The sequence below is a fragment of the Ancylomarina euxina genome (assembly GCF_003863355.1).
GTDB lineage: Bacteria > Bacteroidota > Bacteroidia > Bacteroidales > Marinifilaceae > Ancylomarina > Ancylomarina euxinus.
The window spans coordinates 39,584-62,307 of the sequence record NZ_QQWG01000011.1; the positions used below are offsets into that span (position 1 = coordinate 39,584).

At 34.5% G+C, this 22,724-nt stretch carries 16 protein-coding genes; 1 reads left to right on the forward strand and 15 read right to left on the reverse strand.

Going from position 1 to position 22,724, the window contains the following annotated elements; genetic code table 11:
- Positions 1 to 8: 8 nt before the first annotated feature.
- The 9 genes from DWB61_RS11560 to DWB61_RS11600 all read right to left on the reverse strand — a co-directional run bounded on the left by DWB61_RS11560 (position 9) and on the right by DWB61_RS11600 (position 12,718).
- Positions 9 to 1,919, reverse strand: a complete 1,911-nt coding sequence (locus tag DWB61_RS11560) for a tetratricopeptide repeat-containing sensor histidine kinase (protein ID WP_125031066.1) — start codon at positions 1,917 to 1,919, stop codon at positions 9 to 11.
- Positions 1,920 to 2,177: 258 nt separating this feature from the next.
- Positions 2,178 to 3,401 carry an alanine dehydrogenase gene (locus DWB61_RS11565; RefSeq protein WP_125031067.1) on the reverse strand — a complete coding sequence of 408 codons (1,224 nt, stop codon included), beginning with the start codon at positions 3,399 to 3,401 and terminating at the stop codon, positions 2,178 to 2,180.
- Between the two features lie 115 nt (positions 3,402 to 3,516).
- The gene (gene tsaE, locus DWB61_RS11570; RefSeq protein ID WP_125031068.1) at positions 3,517 to 3,939 is read right to left on the reverse strand and encodes a tRNA (adenosine(37)-N6)-threonylcarbamoyltransferase complex ATPase subunit type 1 TsaE; all 423 of its coding nucleotides are present in this window, start codon (positions 3,937 to 3,939) and stop codon (positions 3,517 to 3,519) included.
- 42 nt (positions 3,940 to 3,981) lie between these two features.
- Positions 3,982 to 5,541 carry a T9SS response regulator signal transducer PorX gene (gene porX, locus DWB61_RS11575; RefSeq protein ID WP_191984779.1) on the reverse strand — a complete coding sequence of 520 codons (1,560 nt, stop codon included), beginning with the start codon at positions 5,539 to 5,541 and terminating at the stop codon, positions 3,982 to 3,984.
- Positions 5,542 to 5,698: 157 nt separating this feature from the next.
- Positions 5,699 to 9,262, reverse strand: coding sequence for a type IX secretion system periplasmic lipoprotein PorW/SprE (porW, locus tag DWB61_RS11580; RefSeq protein WP_125031070.1), 3,564 nt, complete (start codon positions 9,260 to 9,262; stop codon positions 5,699 to 5,701).
- 206 nt (positions 9,263 to 9,468) lie between these two features.
- The gene (locus DWB61_RS11585) at positions 9,469 to 10,221 is read right to left on the reverse strand and encodes an amidohydrolase family protein (protein ID WP_125031071.1); all 753 of its coding nucleotides are present in this window, start codon (positions 10,219 to 10,221) and stop codon (positions 9,469 to 9,471) included.
- Positions 10,221 to 11,123: a DUF4296 domain-containing protein gene (locus tag DWB61_RS11590; RefSeq protein ID WP_125031072.1), complete on the reverse strand. Its 903-nt coding sequence runs from the start codon at positions 11,121 to 11,123 to the stop codon at positions 10,221 to 10,223. The genes DWB61_RS11585 and DWB61_RS11590 overlap by 1 nt, the downstream gene beginning before the upstream one ends.
- A 105-nt stretch (positions 11,124 to 11,228) precedes the next feature.
- A complete protein-coding gene (locus tag DWB61_RS11595) occupies positions 11,229 to 11,981 on the reverse strand; it encodes an ABC transporter ATP-binding protein (protein ID WP_125031073.1) in 753 nt (250 codons plus the stop codon).
- Positions 11,978 to 12,718 carry an MlaE family ABC transporter permease gene (locus DWB61_RS11600; protein WP_125031074.1) on the reverse strand — a complete coding sequence of 247 codons (741 nt, stop codon included), beginning with the start codon at positions 12,716 to 12,718 and terminating at the stop codon, positions 11,978 to 11,980. The genes DWB61_RS11595 and DWB61_RS11600 overlap by 4 nt, the downstream gene beginning before the upstream one ends.
- A 168-nt stretch (positions 12,719 to 12,886) precedes the next feature.
- Here DWB61_RS11600 and DWB61_RS11605 point away from each other — a divergent pair, with 168 nt between their 5' ends.
- The gene (locus tag DWB61_RS11605) at positions 12,887 to 13,969 is read left to right on the forward strand and encodes a mannose-1-phosphate guanylyltransferase (protein WP_125031075.1); all 1,083 of its coding nucleotides are present in this window, start codon (positions 12,887 to 12,889) and stop codon (positions 13,967 to 13,969) included.
- 43 nt (positions 13,970 to 14,012) lie between these two features.
- Here the strand turns inward: DWB61_RS11605 and porN are convergent, their stop codons facing one another.
- The 6 genes from porN to topA form a co-directional block, all read right to left on the reverse strand.
- Positions 14,013 to 14,861 (reverse strand): type IX secretion system ring subunit PorN/GldN, encoded by an 849-nt coding sequence (gene porN, locus DWB61_RS11610; RefSeq protein ID WP_125031076.1) that lies wholly within the window; start codon positions 14,859 to 14,861, stop codon positions 14,013 to 14,015.
- 117 nt (positions 14,862 to 14,978) lie between these two features.
- Positions 14,979 to 16,532, reverse strand: a complete 1,554-nt coding sequence (gene porM, locus DWB61_RS11615) for a type IX secretion system motor protein PorM/GldM (protein ID WP_125031077.1) — start codon at positions 16,530 to 16,532, stop codon at positions 14,979 to 14,981.
- Positions 16,533 to 16,561: 29 nt separating this feature from the next.
- Positions 16,562 to 17,509, reverse strand: a complete 948-nt coding sequence (porL, locus tag DWB61_RS11620) for a type IX secretion system motor protein PorL/GldL (RefSeq protein ID WP_125031078.1) — start codon at positions 17,507 to 17,509, stop codon at positions 16,562 to 16,564.
- Positions 17,510 to 17,540: 31 nt separating this feature from the next.
- Positions 17,541 to 18,875, reverse strand: a complete 1,335-nt coding sequence (gene porK / locus DWB61_RS11625; RefSeq protein WP_125031079.1) for a T9SS ring complex lipoprotein PorK/GldK — start codon at positions 18,873 to 18,875, stop codon at positions 17,541 to 17,543.
- 45 nt (positions 18,876 to 18,920) lie between these two features.
- A complete protein-coding gene (locus tag DWB61_RS11630) occupies positions 18,921 to 19,838 on the reverse strand; it encodes a PorP/SprF family type IX secretion system membrane protein (RefSeq protein WP_125031080.1) in 918 nt (305 codons plus the stop codon).
- A 255-nt stretch (positions 19,839 to 20,093) separates the two neighbouring features.
- Positions 20,094 to 22,523, reverse strand: coding sequence for a type I DNA topoisomerase (gene topA, locus DWB61_RS11635; RefSeq protein ID WP_125031081.1), 2,430 nt, complete (start codon positions 22,521 to 22,523; stop codon positions 20,094 to 20,096).
- Positions 22,524 to 22,724 lie beyond the last annotated feature (201 nt).

Below are 22,724 nucleotides of genomic sequence, written 5' to 3' on the forward strand. Positions count from 1 at the left end.
GGTATAAGTTATAAAGCCTGAGTTGGAATAGTAAAACGAGCAAGAGTTCCTTGTTTGTTTTGGTCTACATATTTCAAATCGATAACTTCCAGCTTCATCTGAAATTTCGACTTGTAATTATAGATTTGAATACGATCTCTGGCAATTTGCATAGCCAACGACTTCTTCTCTTTCATTAAAGACTGCTTCTTTCCTTCCTCAATTCCAACACCATTATCTTGAATACTAAAGGTCACAAAATTGGGATCTAAAAGTTCAATTTTTATAAGAATCACAGGTTTATCAACTTGCTGCAGATTTGCATGAACAAAAGCATTTTCGATAAAAGGTTGAGTTAACATAGGAGGAATACTCAACTCATCCAGATCAATATTTTCTTCAATATCAAATCGAAATTCTATTGGAAAATCAAAACGTAATTTCTGTAGATCAATATACTTTTCAAGTGTAATCAATTCCTGACTAAGGCTTATTTTTTCTTTTCGAGAGTCTTCGAGTATATTGCGAACAAGAGTTCCCAAATCAGATAAATATAGGTTAGCCTTATCACACTCATTATCGAGGACCAAACTCTGTACAGCTGTTAGAGCATTAAATAAGAAATGAGGATTCATTTGCGAGAGCAATACTTTCTGATCTAAATTCATCAACTTTTGCTCAGCTTTTAGTTTATTAATTCTGAATGAGACCACTATGGCAATAACACCCAATAGCATAATGACAAGCATTGCAACCAACCAGGCATTCTTCTTATCAAGCTCCAAGCTTTGAATTCGAGTATCTTGAGCCATTACAACCATTTCTTGCTTGGTCTTATCCATATCATACCTAACCATCAATTCATTATACTTTTCAGTATTAAAAGCAGCTTGAATGGAATCACTTAATTGTCTATGATTCTCAAAAGATTCCAACGCTAATTTATAATCACCAGTCTCTTTATATAAATTGGAATATGCACGATAAATATCACTCATCCATTCAGAATCTTCATTCATCTCTGCTAAATCCTGCATGGTTCCAACAAACTGCTTAGCTTTTCCAAATTCCTTTTTAGACATCGCAAGTTCAAACATCTCATTATAAACGCCTAGAAGTTCCTCATAGTTTCCTCTTAGTTTACGAATATCAAAACTCCTCTTTAAATATGATTCCGCTTGATCATAGGCACCGGTTCTACGATATATAAGACCAACATTTAAATACAGTCGGCTCTCCATAGAGCTATTACCACTATTTAAAACAAACTTCAAAGACTTCTCGTATACGTCTAATGCTTCGCGAAATTTATCCTGACTTTCATATATCGCTCCTAAATTATTAAGAGCGCTAATTTGATCGCCTATATTATTCTCTTTCTCTGCAAGCTTAAGAGCTGAATTAAAATATTCTTCTGCTCTGGATGGATTTCCCATTGTATTAGCCAAATTACCCATATTTATATAAATGGATGAAAGGCCTTCTGTGTGATTGATTTCTGAAAAAATTTCAATCTCTTTTAAATAATACTCCAAAGCCTTGGTATACTCACCTCTTCTCTTATAAATAAGGCCAATATTACCCAAAACTTTACCCGCTTGAACCAGGTTCCCGATTTCATTAAACTTAGACACAGCTTTTTCATAATAAAGTTTGCTGGAATCATCCTCACTCAAAAGATAGTAGTTAATCCCCTGTGTTTTTAGTGCAAGAGCCAATAAAGAATCAATTTGTTCTTTTTCTGCTAACTTAATTGCCTTCTCACAAATTTCTACACTTAACTTCTTATCCGTACCTCTGTAACTAACTGAAGATTCAATTAGATTAGAGATAATTTGCTCTTGTATGTTTAAGTCTGATTTTTCTATCTGGTTTTGAGCATTTATACCCGATATAAAGGAATTCAATATGAAAAATAGGACGAGTAGAATTTTAGACATAGTATAGGCTTATTTATAATGGCAAAATAAGATAAAAACTACTGAGAAACAAAACTTAACATTCAATAAGAATTCACTAATGATTTAAATATACCTTAACAGAAAGATCTATGTATCAACACACAAAAAAAGCTTACTCTAAAAAAAGCAAGCTCTCAATTATTAATAAAAACTAAAATGATATGTTTCAGACAAACCGGCTTGTCGTTAAAAATAACTTTACATATGAAAATCGAAATCCAAATTTTGCATTCAAAATTACATAGATGCAAAAAACAGGTTAATATCCTTAGCCAAGATACCAACACAATCACCTAAACGCTGATTGGTTAATATACCTCTATAGATATAAGTCCCATGTCGTAAGCCCATATCCGTTTTTAGGAATTGATGTAAGCCTCCATTATTAGCAATGTGTAATAATAAGGGCGCGCAAATATTACTCATGGCCAAAGATGCCGTTCTGCTTACATGAGAAGCTAAGTTAGGCACACAATAATGAATAACGCCATGCTTTCGAAAAACGGGATTTTCATGTGTTGTCATCTCCGATGTCTCAAAACACCCCCCTTGATCTATGCTTAGATCAATAATGACAGAGCCTTCTTTCATTTCCTTTACCATATCCTCGGTAACAAGTGTTCCTGGGTGATTGCCTTCGTAACGAAGAGCCCCAATAACAACATCGGCAGACTTTAAAGCTTTAGCTAAAACATAAGGGTGGAAGGTTGATGTATGTACGCGATGTCCTAAATGGTCATCCAAACGACGTAAGCGATACATCGAGTTATCAAAGACCTTAATGCTTGCTCCAAGCCCCATAGCTGCTCTTCCTGCATATTCTGCTGCTGTACCTGCTCCAAGTATAATAACTTCGGTTGGAGAAACTCCCGTTACACCTCCTAAAAGAACCCCTTTGCCACCTTTACCTTTACTCAAATATTCACCAGCAATCATAATGGCTGATACCCCAGCAATTTCACTCATAGAACGAACAACAGGAAAATGATTATCTCTATCTTTGAGATACTCAAAAGCAATTGCAGTGACTTTTTTCTGTATTAACTTACTAATATTTTCAGCAGTTTGACAATGTACCTGGAGGGCCGACATAATAATCTGATTCCCCTTAAGCATATCTATCTCGTCAGATGATAGAGGGGAAATTTGTAGAATAACATCACTTTGATAGATCTCCTCTTTTGTTTTAACGATCATAGCACCATTCTCGCTATAATCTTTATCCGAATAATTTGAGGCTAGTCCGGCACCTTCTTCAATAAAAATTTCATGGCCATTATTCACCAACATCTCAACAGTGAGTGGTGTTAAACAAATTCTATTTTCACCTCTATAATCCTCACGAGGAAGACCTATTACCAATCTTTTCTTACTCTTCTCAATTTCTAATAGCCTTTCCTTGGGATGATAAAACTCATAGCCAACAGGGAAATTTTTAGGGGTATCACTTAGGTTTGCCATAATCGTCATTTATACCGTTAGTGTCTTCTTTAGAAATACAAGTTACAGTTTTTTTTAAAGCTTAACAGATTTTGATAATTACAAATTGGAAGACTTATCTAAAATGAAGAAATTTCTAATTCATTTCAACCTGAATTATTCGAGTTCCGTCTTCTTTTTCAGTGAAATTCAAATTAATTACATCAGCAGGTAAAATAGATTCTATTCGCTCTGGCCATTCTATAAAACACAAGGCTTTGCTATAAAAATAGTCTTCGTATCCAAAATCATAAGCCTCTTGAACATCATCTATTCTGTAAAAATCGAAATGATAAACAATCTTATCTTTCGGCGTATGATACTCGTTTACAATAGCAAAGGTTGGACTATTAATTGTATCCTCTACACCTAGCACTTCACAAACGGCTTTTACAAAGGTCGTTTTTCCAACTCCCATAGCCCCATACATAGCAAATACACGGCGTTCCCCCACCAATTCGATAAACTGCTTCGCTACCGAATTGATCTCTTCTAAATTTTTAATACTTAATTCAGTCATTTTCAATTATACTAATCATGTTACAATCTCAGAGAAAAGCCTTTACTTTTTTCTCGGGCTCAAAGTTATTAAAGGAATTAACATTTCTTCTATTGAAATGCCTCCATGCTGAAAAGTATTTTTATAATAAGAACTGTAATAATTATAGTTGTTAGGATAAGCTAAGAAATCCTCTCCTGTGGCAAAAATGTATGAAGAACTCATATTCATCTGTGGCAAATGAGCCTCTGAGGGCTTAGTAACTTCAAAAACCTGCTTAGGATTGTAGTTCAGGTTTCTACCCTGCTTATATCTTAAATTGGTATTAGTCTGTCTATCACCAACCACCTTTATAGAATTCTGGACTCTAATAGCACCATGATCTGTTGAAATAATAAGCTTTATATCTTGATCAGATAATTTCTTAATCAATTCTAGTAACTGGGAATGTTCAAACCAGGAAGATGTCAACGAGCGATAGGCTGCTTCATCATTAGCCAATTCTCGAATCATCTCACTTTCAGTTCGTGCATGAGAAAGCATATCCACAAAATTGTAAACAAAGACGTTCAACTGAGAATCCAATAGGGTTGATAAATTATCCAGAATTTTGGCTCCCGTTTTCTTAGAACTGACCTTTTCGTAGTTGTATTTGACGTCTTTAAACTTACGTTTTAAATGCAATCCGATGAGTTCCTCTTCATGTATATTTTTACTACTTTCTTCGTCATCATTAATCCACAGTTCAGGATATCGCTTCTGAATATCCAAAGGCATCAAACCTGCAAACATAGCATTCCTAGCATATTGCGTTGCAGTAGGTAAGATAGAACAATACATATCATCATCCTTCATCACAAAATACTCGCTAATAATAGGATACAAGATTTGCCATTGATCGACACGTAAATTATCGATCAAAACAAAAACAACCTTCTCCCCTTTATCTAATAATGGAAAAACCTTCTTTTTAAAAACATCGTGTGAAAATAGAGGCTTTTCTTTGGTGTCGGAATTCATCCAATCCAAATAGTTCTTCTTTATATAGCGAGCAAATAAATTATTGGCTTCTGATTTCTGCATCTTGAGAACCTCATCCATACCTGAATCTTCAATTCCGGCAAGTTCCAGTTCCCAAAAGACCAACTTTTTGTAGACTTGTTTCCAATCTTCGAAGTTCCTACAATCATTTATCTCCATTCCTAACTGTGAGAATCTAGATTGATAGGCAGAGGTGGTTTTTTCCGATACTAATCGTCTTTTATCTATGTTTTTTTTGATACTCAGAAGAATCTGCTTCGGATTTACAGGCTTGATCAGGTAGTCGCTTATATGCCCTCCAATAGCTTCATCCATAATATCTTCTTCCTCACTCTTTGTGATCATGACGATAGGAAGAGTCAGATCGATGGCCTTTATTTCTGACAAAGCTTCCAAGCCCGACATACCGGGCATGTTCTCATCCAATAAAACCAAATCGTAATGCGTATTGCGAACCATATCAATTGCCTCTGGGGCATTATTGCAGGTTTCAACAATATAATCCTTTCCCTCCAGGAAAATAATATGCGGTTTTAATAAATCTATCTCATCGTCAACCCAAAGTATCTTAATTGCTTTCACGTACAAATCTTTTTAATGTTCTACAATTAGTAATGCGCTATTACCTTAATATTCGTCGCAGAAACAAGATTCTAATACTTGTAATTACCCAACTTGTCCTACGTCATAAGTAACGTTCATACACCTGAATATATTTCAACAAAAACATTAAGAAAGCTTAATTTAAATAGCGTTTGCTAAAAAATTCCAAATACTGATCCGTATCAGTCAAATTTTTAAACATCTCAAAATTATCCTTCGAGATAATAAAATTACGATAGCCCGATTTTTCAACCTGATCGAATAAATTTCGATTGGAAATGATTGCTCTGAAATACATCATCGCTTGTTTCTTATTTCTCATATTAGAAACGACAATCATATCACGTTCTTCGTCAAGAGATAGAAGTTCTGTTTTTAAAGTTTTCGTATTATATTTTTTGATACTATTTTCAACGGCTTTAGAATTTACACCTTCTTTTTTAAAGATTAAAACAAAATCGTGAGCTGAATTTTCATTATACTGATAAGGACCATTATCAAACTCAGTCACTTTAATATCACTAACTTGTTTTTCTGCAGCTTTCTTGATGTAATTTTCACTAAAAAAAGATAGATATTTATTCAAGCTTCTATTAACAAAAAACTTCATGAAGTTCTTCTCACCAATCACAAAGCTCTCATAATCAATTTGAGATAGCTGATCGAACACTGTTTTATCTTTTGTAATTTGATTAAAATAATCCATTGCTAAATCCTGAGATCCCAGATTACTGACAATCACCATATGGCGAGTTTCGTCGTATTGTTCTTTTATAGCACGAAAATCCTTATCATGATTGAAGACATCATTCTTTAAATTTATCATATTTATTTTACGTGAAGGTACTAAGAGAATAAAACGATGATTATCTTTTGAATCAATTTCAAAATCCTGATCACTTATTTCTTCATCAACCAATTCGCCCTCTTGCTCAATCAATGCCGCTTTTTTCTGATAATAATGCTTCTTGTAAAAACTCATATATTCATCCACGAGTTCTTCCTTTTTCATTGTCTCAAAATTTGATACTGATATCAAGAAGTTTTTATAAGGTATATTTTCCAGACCTTTATAAGCTATATCCGACGCAATAACCTGATTAAAATAATTTAAAGCTTCTTCTTTATTTTTAAGGCCCTTAACTAAAATAATAACCTCATTTTTATTCAACGAAAGACGATCTGTTCTTAGGTTTCTTTTATTCTCAGATCTGTTATAACGATCAATATTAAACATGGTTTTGTTAGGGTCTACAGCTCTTCTCTTAAACAAGAGAACAAAGTAATGCTCTTCATTTGGCACAAACTTGAAATAGTCTTTTTCAATATCCGAATCATTGCCACCTCCATTTACCATTTCAAGAGCTAACTGATCTTCAATTCTCCAATTAATCAGCAAACGATTCTGCCTTGCCTTATTCATATCTTCCTGAGAATAACGAATTGGTACAGATCCTGCATTTAGAGTACTTAAAATACCACGAGAGACTTCTTCAATTTCCGAGCTTGGTTTCGAGTCAAGAAGCTCTTGAAGCACAGTCTTAAATTCTTCCACACTTTGAGTTCGCCCTATAGACAAAGCTCTTAAAAACAAGAAATTTGATTTTAATTTAGATTCTGGATATTTCTTTAGGCCCTGTTCACAAATACGAATAACTTGCTCGTAATAAAAATTCTGAAAAGCATCATAAGCAGTTAAATACAATGAATCTGCCTCTCTATTTTGCATTTCAATTTTTGCCCAATAATCCGGATCATTTAAAGCCCTAGCATAATCGGTATCTGCAAATTCTGTGAGAATTTTATTCTTATAGTATTCCGATTTAGAAGAATTACTTTCCTGTTTATATAAAGAGTAGCATTGGTAATAAGCTGATAACAAATAGGGATTTTGAGGAAAGCGTTTTAATAAAACCTCCATTATCTCAATTGCTTTAGCTTTATCAAACAATCGTTCAGAATATACAAATGATGCCTCGTGTAAGGCTTCCATTATGTCTTGATTCGATTTATCAATTAATTCATCGGTTAAAGGCAAACCAACGAGATAGTACGATTTATTCTTACGATCACCTTTATCAACAATAACTTTTGTGTCACCACTATCGTTCAAAGGAGCCTCATCTAAATTATCAGCTGTCGCAATTGATTTATTCTTACGTCTCCAGTTATCAGAAAGTTTTCTCCTTCCCCACTTACGCAGAAATTCTGATTTACCTAGACCCACAGTTGTTGGATTATAAAAATACCAATTCCCTTGTGTTTGAGATGAATTATTGGAATTAAAATTTCCAACCATATTATTCTGAGTAAAGAACGTTTTATCGGCTCTATTCTCAGATTCAGCTAGTCTTTTAGCCTCTTCTTTCTCCAGCTCTATGTCTATCAGGCCACGTATCAAGAAATCTCTTTCCTTCTCACTCATTCCAGCAACTCTCTGCAAACTATCCTCTCGTTCAATAATATTCAGATTATTTACCAAATTGGTCAGGTTACCGACCCTAAGTGATATGTTTTGATAATTTGGATAATTCTGATCAAGATAAACCATAGAACTATCATAACAAATCTGAGCTTTTTTATAATTAAGATCAGCAAAATAATTATCTGCTAACTTAATGAATGACACGGCCTTTTGATTATCATTGGCGACACTTTCTTTAGTCGAATTCCAATAATTCTCTATGGCTGAATTTTTATCTCCATCAATCATATCCATCTCAGCTAAAGCAAAATAAATCTGATCTCTGTAATCCGAATTTTTCTGATCCTTAAGCATCTTATTTAGCTGCCTACGAATTTCAGAACCATTACCCGAACCTGTATAGGTAAGGGCCTGTGAGATTTTAGCATTAAAAGCCATCTCATAAGTAGAATGCAATTTGATTAGGCTTAAGAACGCATCAGAAGCATTACTAGCTTGATCTAACTTAAGATATAGCTGCCCTAAAATATAATAGTACTTAGCTTTTACATGTTTCGTATTCTGTAACCGAATTGCCGTTTGCAGATTCGAGATCGCAGCTTGATAATCTTTCTCTCGAATATTAATATCAGCAAAAAGTGCTGCAATTTCCAATCTATTCTTTTTAGACAAATTAGGTAAAGCACTCACTTCTTCAAGTAAACCAATGGCTCCTGAATAATTTTCCTGATCAATTTGACATCTGGCTAATTCAATCTGAAATTCATACTTTATTTTAGATTCTGGAAAATCTTTCAAGCCTTGTTCCAAGGCCTTTTCAGCGGTTCTATAATCAGCTTTATAAAACAGAGCCCTACCAAGAAGCAAATAACAATCCTCAATCCAACTATTAAATTCTCTTTTCTTACGAAATTCCTTATACTTATCAGATTGTTCTACTTTTTTACGTTTCGGTTTTCTTGTTATAGAATGCAATTTTATTGCCTTGGTAGCTTTGTCAATAGCATTATCAATATCGCCAGCAGCTATTGCACGTGCACTAATGTCTTGATAATCGAATACGGGTAAGATCGTGGTATAATTATATTCAATGCCATCTTCAATCTTCTTCTTTCCAGCCTTAAAGCTTTCTTTTCCGTTAAAGAATACATTATAGTGAGTCGTGAGAGCATGATATTTACGACTCACAAAGGTGTTTTTTTGGTTGGAGCAAGCAATTGAAAAAAGTACAATACCCAAACTCAAAATTGCAATATTTAACTTTCCTTTATTCAAAGCAATTCTATTTTTATTGGAAATACTAAAGGCTCAAAGACCTCAATAATCTATTTGAAAACAAGAAACAATATACAAATAGATTAGTTAGCTATCAGCCTTAGAAACTATTTTTTATATTGACTTTAATTTATCAGAATTCATTTAATAGGCTTTATCTCTCGAGAAATTCTTATTACCTAAAGATTTTGAATAAATAAACTCGTCTAAACTATCACTTTAAGTTTACTATCAGATTTCAAACAGAAATTATCGTAATCGAGATGTGTAATCAAATTAACACCAGGTTTCTTGCCTACTTCAAAACTCCCTAATTGATCGAAACCTAGAGCATCTGCACCATTCAAACAGGCCCATTTTATTTGCTGTTCTAAGCTTAAATCAGTTTTGATTGTTTTTAGATACTTAAGCTCTTCAAAAACCGATAGTTTAAGATGGCTTGACAAACTTCCTGTCCCTATACAAAACGCTTTATCTGAAGAAATATTGTTAGGGAACAATCGACCTAAAACCGTACTTGAAAATTCTGAAAATAGTTTACTTGTGTATATACCTGAGATATCGTGAATATCTCTAATAATCAGCTTTGAATTTATTTTAAGATCGTGACTCTTTTGGCTAGGAAAAAAATCTGCTGCACCTTTGGTTCCAAAAGCTTCCAAATGATTGATCGCCTTCTGGATCATCTGTATATCACCCAATTCACCCAATGGCAATTTAGATAAATCGTTAGACTTAATCGAACCAGTATTCATATCAGGCCACGACAAAAAGGTGAAAACATCAACAAACCCAGGGACAAGAACCCCACTATAGTATTCTAAGTCTTGTATTTCTTTAACAGAACCTTTCCTATCAATCAATTCAGCAACAGAATTATCATCATTTAGGACTAAGATTCCATTCTTCAATGGAACTCCCACGTTACTGATGATATAACTAGCAGAAATTTTTCTCATTACTTCTTCAGCTCATCAATTTTTCGAATCTTACTAGGCTTATCAAGCTCCCTAAATTTTTGGGGTCTATTGATTTCCTCGTACTCATCAAATTCTTCTCTGCCAAATCTTTTCATTCTTACAATAGAATCCAGACCTAAAGAATCACGCTTAATTTGAGGGTTAAAGATCATGATATCTTTCAGTTGAATATGCTGGGTGAAATTACTATCCACATTACTCCAGACAATAAGATCTCCTCTTAACTCTTTAAAAGTAGAATCAGAAAACTCCAGCTGTGTTTCGTATCGAACAAAATCATCTGAGTGCTCTATAGGAATAGAATCAAAATTAATTCGTTCACTTTTTTTCAAAGAATCCTCTTTCCAAAAATAAGCCTTTAAGAATGGGTTCCTACTTTGATCATCCTTAAAACGCTTTACATCAGCACGCACTGTATAAATCCCCTTCTCTGTGATAGGAATTGAAAAACTTAAATTCTCATGACGACCTCTGGCTAGAAATACACTTCTTCTACCTTTCCATAGATTCACCGTATCTCGAACAACTAAAGAATCTTTCAAAGCGATACGAAACTGTGTTTCCATACGATTTAAAGAATCAATTACCTTCTCGTAAATCTTTTCATACAAGGCCGAATTCTGTGTATAAAAACTCACACAAGAATCAAACTGCTCTGGAGTAATATTATATTTCTTGTAAATCGAATTATAATAAAAACTAGGGCGATACTCACTCCCTCTATTAACAATATTCTTTGATGTTAACACACCATCAGTTAAATGAATATCAAATAGGATTCGGGTAAAATCATCCTTTGACAAATACGTTTTTTCCTCTTTCTTAGAACAAGAGAATAAAAGTAATGTTGCAAAAAACAGAAATATTAGTTGTTTATTCATAATAAGTCGGTACAGAATTTATCTTGGACAAAGATAAAAAATCAGTTCATAGAAACTTGTTTAAAATATTTAAATATAAGCAACTCTGTCAGGTATAAAGTGAAGTTAAAGCTCCTTCTTTATCTTTTTAAAAAGATTAGATGCAAACACAAAATTATTTAATGATTGGTTCTCGGTATCAAAGATCTCTTCGCTTGAACCTTCCCAAGCTTTCACACCTTTATTTATAAAAAGAATCTTCTCGCCTATCTCCATGACGGAATTCATGTCATGCGTATTGATAATCGTGGTCATGTTAAATTCCTTGGTGATTTCTTGAATAAGCTTATCAATCAAAATAGCTGTAACCGGATCGAGACCTGAATTAGGCTCATCACAAAACAAATAACTTGGATTAAGAGCAATGGCTCTTGCAATGGCTACTCGCTTTTGCATCCCTCCACTTATCTCAGCAGGATACAATTTATGAGCTTTTTTAATATCCACTCTATCCAAACAAAATTTCACTCGACCAATCTTCTCATCTTCATTCATCTCAGAAAACATATCAAGTGGAAAACGAACATTCTCCTCAACAGATAAAGAATCAAAAAGTGCTCCTCCTTGAAAGACCATTCCCATTTCCTTACGAATAAGCTTTCTTTCATTAAAATTCATCTGAGTAAAATCTCGATCATCATAATAAACATGGCCATTATCCACCTCGTGCAAACCAATGATTGATTTAAGCAAAACCGTTTTACCCGACCCACTCTGTCCAATAATCAGATTTGTTTTACCCGCCTCAAATTGAATAGATATATCATCTAAGACTTTCAAATCGCTAAAGGATTTATTGACTTCTTTCAATTCAATCATTTCAATAAAATTTGAGTAAGAATCAGATTAGCAAGTAGAATAAGAATACTACTATTCACAACAGCTTTAGTACTGGCTTTACCAACTTCTAAAGCACCCCCAGAAACAAAATACCCATAATAAGATGGTATAGAGGTTATTATAAAAGCAAAGACAAGCGTTTTAATTAAAGAATAAGTTATGTAGTAAGGAATAAAATCATTTTGTACACCATACAAGAAATCAGAAACACTAACGACATTTGCAAATGAACTAGCCAATAAACCACCTCCAATACCAACAAAAACACTGAGAATGTATAAGAATGGGTTGATAAAAACGGCAGCTATTATCTTAGGGAAGATTAAATAACTTGCTGAATTAACCCCCATAATTTCAAGTGCATCAATCTGCTCAGTAACGCGCATAGATCCAATTTCGGAAGCAATATTAGAACCCACCTTTCCTGCTAATATTAAACCGACTATTGTAGACGAAAATTCCAGTATCATCGATTCACGAGTGGTATACCCGACTAGGTAGTCTGGTAATAAAGGATTCACCAAATTATAGGCTGTTTGAAGACTAATTACAGCACCCATAAATACAGAGATAATAACGACAATACCAACAGAGTTAACACCCAGTTTATATATCTCTTTGATAATCTGTGCAAAGAACACACGCCCTCTTTCTGGTTTAGAAAAAACCCTATTCAGAAAAAGGATATATTGTCCTATATTTTCAATAATATTCATAAGGATTACATTTTATGATAAAAGTAACAATTATCCCTTAATTATCATTAGAATAATAAAAAGCAAACTACATTCAAATCACTGTTTGAAATCAATAATTGAATGTGTAAATTTAGAAAAAGCAATTAAGATTAAATATCATTACATAGATATCTAAAACACACAACGATGAATTCAAATATTTACTGCGTCATTATGGCGGGTGGTATCGGCTCCCGATTTTGGCCACTGAGTAAGAGAGAAAGTCCGAAACAATTTCTTGACATATTAGGTACTGGAAGGACACTTATTCAAATGGCTTTTGAGCGATTCAGTTCTGTTTGCCCACAAGAAAACTACTATATCGTAACCAACGAGGATTACAAAGACTTGGTTTTGGAACAGCTTCCTATGCTTAATCCTGAACAAGTGCTACTTGAACCTATCATGCGAAACACTGCTCCTTGCATAGCCTTTGCCAATTACAAAATAAAACAACGAGATAAAAATGCTCGTATAATAATCTCACCTGCAGATCATCTAATCACAAACGAAACGGAATTTTTAAATGTGATTAACGAGGGTTTAAACTATGTAAACAATACCGATAAACTCCTAACTCTTGGTTTAAAACCTAATCGCCCAGAGACTGGATATGGCTATATACAGGTAGAGAATAAGATCCTAGATTTGGGTATTTCAAAAGTTAAGACCTTTACAGAAAAACCAAATTTAGAACTTGCTAAACTCTTTGTAGGCTCAGGAGATTTTTTCTGGAACTCCGGAATTTTTATTTGGTCACTTTCAGCAATCGATGCAGCTTTTAAAGACTACTTACCTGATATAGAAAGTCTATTTTCATCGGGGGAAAATATTTCAGATGAAGCTTCTGAAAAGGAATTCATCGACAAGATATACCCAGAATGTCCAAACATCTCAATCGACTATGGCATACTTGAAAAGTCTGATAAAGTTTATGTATTCTGTGCTGATTTTGGTTGGTCTGATCTTGGAACCTGGGGATCACTTTATATTAGATCAAACAAAGATGAAGCAGGAAATGTGGTTCAAGGCGATAATGTCATGCTTTATGATTCTGAAAACTGCTTAATTAATGTTCCGAAGGAAAAGCTTGTCGTTGTTCAGGGAATAAATGATTATATCATTGTTGATAGTGAAGACACCCTACTCATCTGCAAAAAAGAAAACGAACAAGACATTAAAACATTTATTGGTGACCTTAAAGTCTCCCAAAGGAATAAGTTTATTTAATAAAAAAGGAGCCTTAAGGCTCCTTTTTTTGTTTTATAATATCTTAATATTCCCAAAAATCGTGTTCCATATTTAAAAGATCATTTTTAATCTTTTCTGATTCTAACATGGTTTGAAGACCTACAGTATATGATTCAATTGGTCTATTATCATGTACATTTGAAACCTGGTTGATATAACTTGAAAAACGTCTCTTCATGAACAAATCATCATACGAGAATCTTCGAGCATCATTAAATGGATTAAACACTTCATGAGTCGCTAACAATTGTCTAGCCTCAGGGAAGAAAATCCAAAACATTTTCTTTTTACGTAAACCATCAAGTTCTGAATCACCTTCTTTCACATACTCACGAATAGGCATTAAACCAATAATTCTAACCTGTAAAGTAGAACTCTGCTTATCAAACAACCACTGTTCCTTTACTAAGTATTTGGTCACCTCATTAGTATTCACCGATCTTGGAACAATTTTAGTCTCCATCAGACCTGTTTCTCTATTGGGTTGTCTAATCGTATCAACACCAGCTCCAAATTTTGCTTGAATATCCTCGATGCTCAATGGTGTCGTAAACTCATCATCCTCTGTATCATAAGCTGTCAAACCCTCGTTCTCAATTCCAAACATCAGAAGATCGATCAAACTGTATCTATCATCCATGGGTCGTGTCGGATAATACATAGGTTGATTCATCTTTTCGCGTAAATTGATGACACGCCAAACCAATTTCGAAAAAATAACATCTGCCTCACGTATGTGAGCATATGGAATTGGTCTCTCATTCTTAGTATGATCCTTAGAATAAATACTAGTAGGAGTTGTCTGTGCTTTCGATTGAGAAAAGCTTCCCATTATGATTAAACCGACTAATAAAAATACAATCCTTTTCATCCGTAAATAATTTATATGTCCAAGGCAGATTGCTACTCCTTTTAAATAGAGCAAGCGATCTAATTCTAGATTAACTCGATTAAATAAACCGATAATATTTTAATATCCCGTTGAGAATTATTGAACTCTAAACGATATTGTAGGAAGATTTCGGATTGAACCATCTGGTCCAACAGCCTTAATGTCCTCAATATAAACTTTTTGTTTCTTTCTTAAGCCCTTTAGCAACTTAATTTGAGTTGGCGTAAAATAGTCTGAATCTGATTTTTCATCCCTTGTAAATCCTTTTACCTGAGTTGAAACCGTAAAACTTTTTATTTTAAATTTCAGATCAAAATCAAAACCATCCATAACTGCATCTACACCAGTTTGCATAGCCAAAAGGTTCCCATTGATTGATCCTCCGTTTTTACCAGCAACCATGGCAACTGGATCAGGAATAGGTTTTACTCTAAACTCCACAGATTTAAGAGGACGCCATTTACCTTCTAGTCTTCCCTCTACCAAAACATTAGCAGCTTTCCCAACAACTTTAGGTTTTGCAATGTAACCTTTACCTTCTTTAATCAACACACCGTTATCAATAGTAGCTCTTAAATTATCCATCGTAAAACCAGGTGCAGATACACTAACAGGATTATCAACACCAGAATAAAATACGTTCATTTTAGTTGGGGAAACAACTACCTGAGGCTCACTAACGATATATTCCGCTTCAAATGGATAGTCTCTTGTTTCTCCTGATGGTGTGGTATAATGAACAACTCCACCCCAAGATTTCTGCCCTAATTCATTTTCCTTACGAGTATAAATTCCTCTTCTAGATGCAGGATCAAAATTCTTAATTTCACCACCACCTGTAAGAGTAATTTTAGGGTTTTGAGTAGTATCACTAGCTGCCAAGAAGACCTCAGCTTCATACGCATCACCTTTCAATACAAAGTTTGATTTGGCAATCACTTGAGCTTTCAACTTATTAAAAGGGAATGACTCAGCTTCAATCTGATTAAATAAATATTTAACAGCATCAGATTCTACCGATCGAATATCTGTTTGAAGTTTAGACAAAAGTGTAATAGCACCTGCCAACGGAATATGTGCAAATTGCAGAGATTCCCACGAATAAGCTGGATCACCAGCTTTTTTCTTTGGAGGATCATCCGTATTTAAGGTCGCAGCAATAGAGTGTTTAAACAAACTATCTTTCTCTGGAATCAATTCCAAAATATGCTCTCGAAAATCTCTAACTTGCTTTTTTAAAACTTTCCCTTTGCCACCAACGATCATAAGTTGAGCCGCAACATCAATATTATCTTTCTTTTGAATACTATCTATACGACCTTCTGGGCCATCAGCAATCTTAACTAACTTAACCTTGTAATCTTGTAATTCCTTACACAAATCGTTTGATAAATCTTGTATCACCATTGCCTTGTCATAGGAAGGTTTTACCTTTATTGTATTGGCATCTAAGGCTCTTTTGAATTCACCATAAATCATTTGGTTTTTCTGTTCGAAAGTTCGAACCGTTTTGGCTAAACCATTATCAATTATAGTAAAAGCATCCAATACCTCATTAGATACATTTATAGCCAACATTGCTGTCAGGAATAAATACATCATTCCAATCATTTTCTGCCGTGGTGTCTCTTTACAATTCGATGCTCCCATATTAGCTTAAATAGAAAACTTAGTCAATATTAATTTTTATTCTTACTAATATCTAAAGCACTCAGCATATTGCCATACACTGAATTCAATGCAGATAAACGGTCATTCAAAGCTTCAGTTTCCTGACGATATATCTTTGTATTATCAAGAGTCACATTAAGGTTTTCAACTATTTCATTAAAATTATCCTGAACTCTTCTTCCTTCTTCAATCTGTTCATTCGAATGTTTTAATTGCAATTCAAACACAGAATTTAGAGATGCCAATTTTTCATTAAGACTGGACATCGATTCTGCATAACTCTTACCACTTTCGGTGATATGTGAAAAATTTCCGTTTAAACTAGATTTAAAATCTTCGTAAGTATTCAATAACTGATCTCCTGATTCTTGAACCCTATCAGAGAATTCTTGACCATTACTTGAGATTGTCGAAGCCAATTGGCTATATGACTGACTCAATTGTGTCGCCGATTCTGATATATTTTGAGAAGAAGAATTATAAGAGTCAGAAAGAACGCTTACTGATTCACTGGCATTTCTAAGAGTTTCTATATATCCCTCGGTGGCTACAGCTGCTTCCGACATATCCGAAATACGCTCTGCGGCATCAGAAAGCTTACCTAAACCTTGACTCAAATTGGATAGCTTATTTGAATCAATGCTCACATTCTCTAAGAATGATTGCAATTCGTCTAAACCTTCAACCTGAAGGCCTCCTGCTCTTTCTCTAGGATCTAAACCAATCAGCTCAGGATAAACTAAACTCCAATCTGGCTCTTCATGTGGTGGCTCAAAAGCCGAAAAGAAAAAGATGATTACCTCCGTAAGCATACCTACAGTAAGCAATGTTCCAGCATGATTCCAGTGTTGAATTTTGAAAAGAGCCCCTAGTAAAACTACAGACGCACCCCAACCGTACACATAGCCCATAAATCTTTTCCACCTAGGCGATTCAACTATTTCGGTAATATTCATAATAACTTATTTAGGATATTATTATTTACAATTATTTTACGTGACGTGTACGAACACATCTAAAACCAATAAATGATTTAGCAGTATCTTGATATTCATAACTAGAAACACCACACTGAAGGAAATATCCAACATCTTTCCATGATCCACCTCTTACAACTTTTCTCTTTAGAGCTGGAGGATCATTGGGTAGTGCATTATATTGATAGTTGGGATTCATATCGTGAGTAAAGCTATATGCCGACTCTGCATATACTGCGGAAGTCCACTCAGCAACATTACCAGCCATATCGTAAAGACCATATCCATTGGGCTCATAAGTTCCAACACGTAAAGTTACAAATCCACCATCGTCAACATAATTACCTCTTAATGGTTTAAAGTTGGCCAAAAAGCATCCTTTTTCATTACGAGTATAATCTCCACCCCATGGGTATAGGTTTAAAGAAATACCTCCTCGGGCAGCGTACTCCCACTCGGTCTCTGTTGGTAGGCGGTATTCCGGAACAGGATATTTCCCATTTTTCCTTAAAGCTGAGTTGTGAAATTCAGTTCTCCAACGGCAGAATGCACGAGCTTGTTTCCAACTAACACCTACTACAGGATAGTCATCAAAAGATGGATGCCAGAAATATTGTTCAGCTAAAGGTTCATTATAGGAATAAGTAAAGTCATGAATCCAACTTAAAGTATCAGGATAAATATTCAAAGATTCTTTAATGATAAAAGACGACCTGTCTTCTATACTCTTTCGTCCGCCTTGGTAGTCATCAACTAAACCATCATATTCTCCCGTTTCACTATTGTAACGGTTCGACAAACGAGCAGCTTGTTTAAAATCAACCCATTGAAAAGAAAAAACCAATTTTCGGGCATCAATTTCTTTTCTACTAGAGAATCTTTCATTCTCTGGCACGTACATTTCTTCAAGAAGTTCAGAATATTCTTCGTTATCCCACTCAATTTCTTTGTCCCAATTAAGTGTTGGTGGTTCAATTAAATTACCATTCTCATCTTCAGAATTCAAGAATTCTTCAAATTGCTCACCTAATTTGGTTCTAGCTATAGAATCACGTACCCACTCAACAAACTGACGGTACTCATTATTAGTAATCTCTGTTTCATCCATCCAAAAAGCGCCGATAGAAACACGTTTCGATTGAGAATTTAATGCCCAGGTTGCATCCTGATCATTGATACCCTGAGTAAAACTTCCACTAGGAATAAGAACCATACCATGTGGAATAGGTTCCATATATTTCCCTCTTTGAGAAGCTCCGACCAATTCGCCGCCTTCGTTTCTACGACCACAGCTAGACAATCCTAACAGAAAAACAACTCCGATAAATACAACAAGTTTATTCATAACTCTATGATTCGTGCTATGCACTGATTTTTAATACATTTTCTTCTACAAAAAGCGAATACTCTTATATTTTTGCTTCCGCTTAATTAGACTCGGTGTAAAATGATAAGCCAACATAAATTCTAATGATGGCTTTTTTATATCTGATACAGAAACATCATAAGCAACACCTATATCTAATCCATTCTTTAATAAAATTCCTACTAAAAAAACAAAAGCGTCGTCTACTCTATAGGAAACGCCACCACGGTATTTTTTATTGTATACAACATTCGTATTGATATCATATTGTGTACTTATCGCATCCGTTTTAACAAAAAACGATGGTATAATATCAATCTGGTAGTTCAAAGCATGCTTATAACCACCCATAAAATAACAATGCCTATACAAATAGGTTCCAAGACTTTCATTATAAGCCACGTTTGGCTTATTAATATGAGTTGTTGATGCTCCTAAATATAATGATTTACTTCTATAATAGAAGCCTACGCCTGCATCAAAAACCATTTTACTTGCGTCAATACTTCCTCCATTTAAAAGAACATCTCCATCATCCAAAGCTTCCCACTCTCCTTTTAATGCATTATTTTGTAATCCAACACTTAATCCAGCATTCAAAATACCCTTAAATATTTTAAACTGATAAGCGTATTGAAACTTAATATTGGTTTTATTTTCAATACCCAACTTATCACTCATTACTGTTAAACCCAGGCCATGCATTCTACTTCCGATTTTCAATGGAATATTTCCGTTAAAAGCCGTAGACACAGGAGCATCATCAAAGCCTATCCATTGCTGGCGGTTAATAATAGATCCTGTCATTTCTTCACCAACTCCTGCAAATGCAGGATTAAAAGTGAGTAAGTTATACATGTTCTGACTGAACTGAGGATCTTGCTGAGCTTTTGAAACTATACTTATCCCGACAGCCAATATGATGAAAAATATCCTTCTCATAAATAGAAACAGATTCTGTACTAATGATAATCTGGTTTGTTGTAAAGTAAGCAATAATATTCATCTTATACAAGCTTCATCAAAGTAACCGATACATTAGTCAAACAAAACACATATTTTACATTCAAACAAGCTAGATATAAAATTACAATTTTCTGGAAATTCATCGTATTTATTCGCAATTAAATTCAAAAAAAAAGAATCCAACGAAATATTTCGTTGGATTCTTGAATTATAAAAAATTGATTCAAAAGATTATTCTTTCTTTTTGGCAACCGTTTTATTCTTAGCCGCTGTCGTCTTTTTAGCAGTCGCTTTTTTCTTAGCTGGAGCCTTCTTCTTTACAACAGGCGTACTCTTTGCTGCTGTTGATTTTTTCTTCTTCTGAGGCGTATCCTTAATAATTTTTAAACAAGCTTCGTAAGAAAGAGATTTTGGATCCACATCTTTAGCCAACCTATAATTTTCTTTTTGATAAGCGATATAAGGTCCCCAGCGGCCATTCAAAATTTGAAGTTCAACATCTTCTTCAAAAGACTTAATATGCTTCAAACGATCCTTCTCACGTTTTTCTTCAATTAACTCAATTGCTCTTTCCAAATCTATAGTCATAGGATCATCAACATCCTTATTCAGGGATGAAAATTTACTATCATGACGGACATAAGGTCCAAATCTACCAATTGCAACAACCACTTTTTTATCTTCATACAAACCTAAATCTCTAGGTAGTTTAAAAAGATCAATCGCCTCTTCAAGAGTTATCGTTTCAAGATGCTGACCTGTTAGCAGGCTGGCAAACTTTGGCTTTTCTTCGTCTCCTTCTACACTTTCGCCCAATTGAGCCATTGGCCCATAACGCCCAATACGAACAAGAATAACTTTACCTGTTTTTGGATCTTCACCAAGAATTCTTTCTCCTGTAGAACGGTCAGATGTTTCAAGTGTTTTCTCAACGTTTTCATGAAAAGGAAAATAAAACTTCCCAATCATTTCGTACCAAACTGAGTTACCTAAAGCAATCTCATCGAATTCTTTCTCCACATCAGCTGTAAAGTTGTAGTTCATGATATTTGAGAAATGCTTAATCAGAAAGTCAGTTACAACCATTCCAATATCTGAAGGAAATAATTTCTTATTCTCCGCTCCAGTTATTTGACTTTTAATCTCTTCTTCTATCGAGTTATCAATTAGATTGAAGACCTCATACTCACGTTGCACTCCATCACGTGTTTCCTTAACAACATACCCTCTGTTTTGAACGGTAGTAATTGTTGGGGCATATGTTGATGGACGACCGATTCCTAATTCCTCAAGCTTTTTAACCAAACTTGCCTCAGTAAATCGTGGAGGACGAAGTGTGAAATTCTGAATAGCTTTAATGTGCTCACACTCTAATTTATCTCCAATACTCACTTGCGGAAGAAGAGATTCTTCTTGTTTCTGTTCTTCATCGTCAGTTGATTCCAAATAAACCTTAAGGAACCCTTCGAATTTAATCATCTCACCAGTTGCAACAAACTTTTCCTCATTTGTTGAAATACTGATTTTAATATTTGTTTTCTCGAGCAAAGCATCGCTCATTTGAGAAGCAATGGTACGTTTCCAAATCAAATCATAAAGACGCTTTTCATTTGATTCACCTTCTACACGATCCTTATTAAGGTATGCAGGACGAATAGCCTCGTGAGCCTCTTGAGCTCCTTTACTCTTCGTGCTATATTTTCTGATCTTTACGTAGTCTGCACCATGTAAACGAGTAATTTCTTCTTTAGCTATCTTTAATGCTGTCTCAGACAAGTTTACCGAGTCTGTTCTCATATAAGTAATGTGTCCAGCCTCATACAAACGTTGAGCAACTGTCATTGTTTGCGACACTGAAAATCCGAGCTTACGACTTGCTTCCTGCTGCAATGTTGAAGTTGTAAAAGGTGCAGCTGGTTTTCTAACAGATGGCTTCGTCACAATATCATCAATATGATACTCTGCATTTTTACATGACTCCAAAAACTTTAGTGTTTCTTCCTTTGTGTCGAAACGTTTAGGCAGCTCAGATTTCAATACTTTATTTGAGCCATCTTTTTCTGTGACCAAGAAATGAGCTACAACTTTATAGAATGATTTCGATTTAAAAGCTATGATTTCACGTTCTCTTTCAACAATAAGGCGAACAGCCACTGACTGTACACGTCCTGCTGATAAGGATGGCTTAACCTTTTTCCACAAAACAGGTGATATTTCAAAACCAACCAGTCTATCAAGAATTCGACGAGCCTGTTGAGCATTTACCAAATTATCATCTATCTGACGTGGATTTTCTACTGCATTCAGAATTGCATCTTTTGTAATTTCATGAAAAACAATACGTTTTGTATTCTCTTTCTTCAATTTAAGTTCTTCAAACAAATGCCAAGCAATTGCCTCTCCCTCGCGGTCCTCATCGGAAGCGATCCAAACGGTCTTTGCTTCCTTCGCCAACTTCTTTAGTTCTGTTACAACCTTCTTTTTGTCCGTCGAAACAATATATTTAGGCGTAAAGTTATTTTTGATATCAATACCAAAATCCTTCTTATCTAGATCTCTGATATGCCCAAAACTGGACTTTACAAGAAAACTATCACCTAAAAACTTTTCAATTGTTTTCGCCTTCGCAGGGGACTCAACAATAACTAAATTCTCTACCATCGCATCACTATTTATGGAAAATCGTGCTCTTAAAATTTGTGCAAAGTAAAAACATATGAACCCTAAGTTCCAAATTTTATGATACTAATTTTCAAAACACTTCATTTTAGGAGGCATTTTTTGAAGTAAAACTTACTCATCAGATTTGTTGTTTTATTTACTATTTTTACGAACCAATTGCACACAAACAAAGCAGAACAA

Coding starts and splice junctions, on each gene's coding strand:
- DWB61_RS11560 (WP_125031066.1), bottom strand. CDS start 1,919: ATGTCTAAAATTCTACTCGTCCTATTTTTCATATTGAATTCCTTTATA.
- DWB61_RS11565 (WP_125031067.1), bottom strand. CDS start 3,401: ATGGCAAACCTAAGTGATACCCCTAAAAATTTCCCTGTTGGCTATGAG.
- tsaE (WP_125031068.1), bottom strand. CDS start 3,939: ATGACTGAATTAAGTATTAAAAATTTAGAAGAGATCAATTCGGTAGCG.
- DWB61_RS11585 (WP_125031071.1), bottom strand. CDS start 10,221: ATGAGAAAAATTTCTGCTAGTTATATCATCAGTAACGTGGGAGTTCCA.
- DWB61_RS11590 (WP_125031072.1), bottom strand. CDS start 11,123: ATGAATAAACAACTAATATTTCTGTTTTTTGCAACATTACTTTTATTC.
- DWB61_RS11595 (WP_125031073.1), bottom strand. CDS start 11,981: ATGATTGAATTGAAAGAAGTCAATAAATCCTTTAGCGATTTGAAAGTC.
- DWB61_RS11600 (WP_125031074.1), bottom strand. CDS start 12,718: ATGAATATTATTGAAAATATAGGACAATATATCCTTTTTCTGAATAGG.
- DWB61_RS11605 (WP_125031075.1), top strand. CDS start 12,887: ATGAATTCAAATATTTACTGCGTCATTATGGCGGGTGGTATCGGCTCC.
- porN (WP_125031076.1), bottom strand. CDS start 14,861: ATGAAAAGGATTGTATTTTTATTAGTCGGTTTAATCATAATGGGAAGC.
- porM (WP_125031077.1), bottom strand. CDS start 16,532: ATGGGAGCATCGAATTGTAAAGAGACACCACGGCAGAAAATGATTGGA.
- porL (WP_125031078.1), bottom strand. CDS start 17,509: ATGAATATTACCGAAATAGTTGAATCGCCTAGGTGGAAAAGATTTATG.
- porK (WP_125031079.1), bottom strand. CDS start 18,875: ATGAATAAACTTGTTGTATTTATCGGAGTTGTTTTTCTGTTAGGATTG.
- DWB61_RS11630 (WP_125031080.1), bottom strand. CDS start 19,838: ATGAGAAGGATATTTTTCATCATATTGGCTGTCGGGATAAGTATAGTT.
- topA (WP_125031081.1), bottom strand. CDS start 22,523: ATGGTAGAGAATTTAGTTATTGTTGAGTCCCCTGCGAAGGCGAAAACA.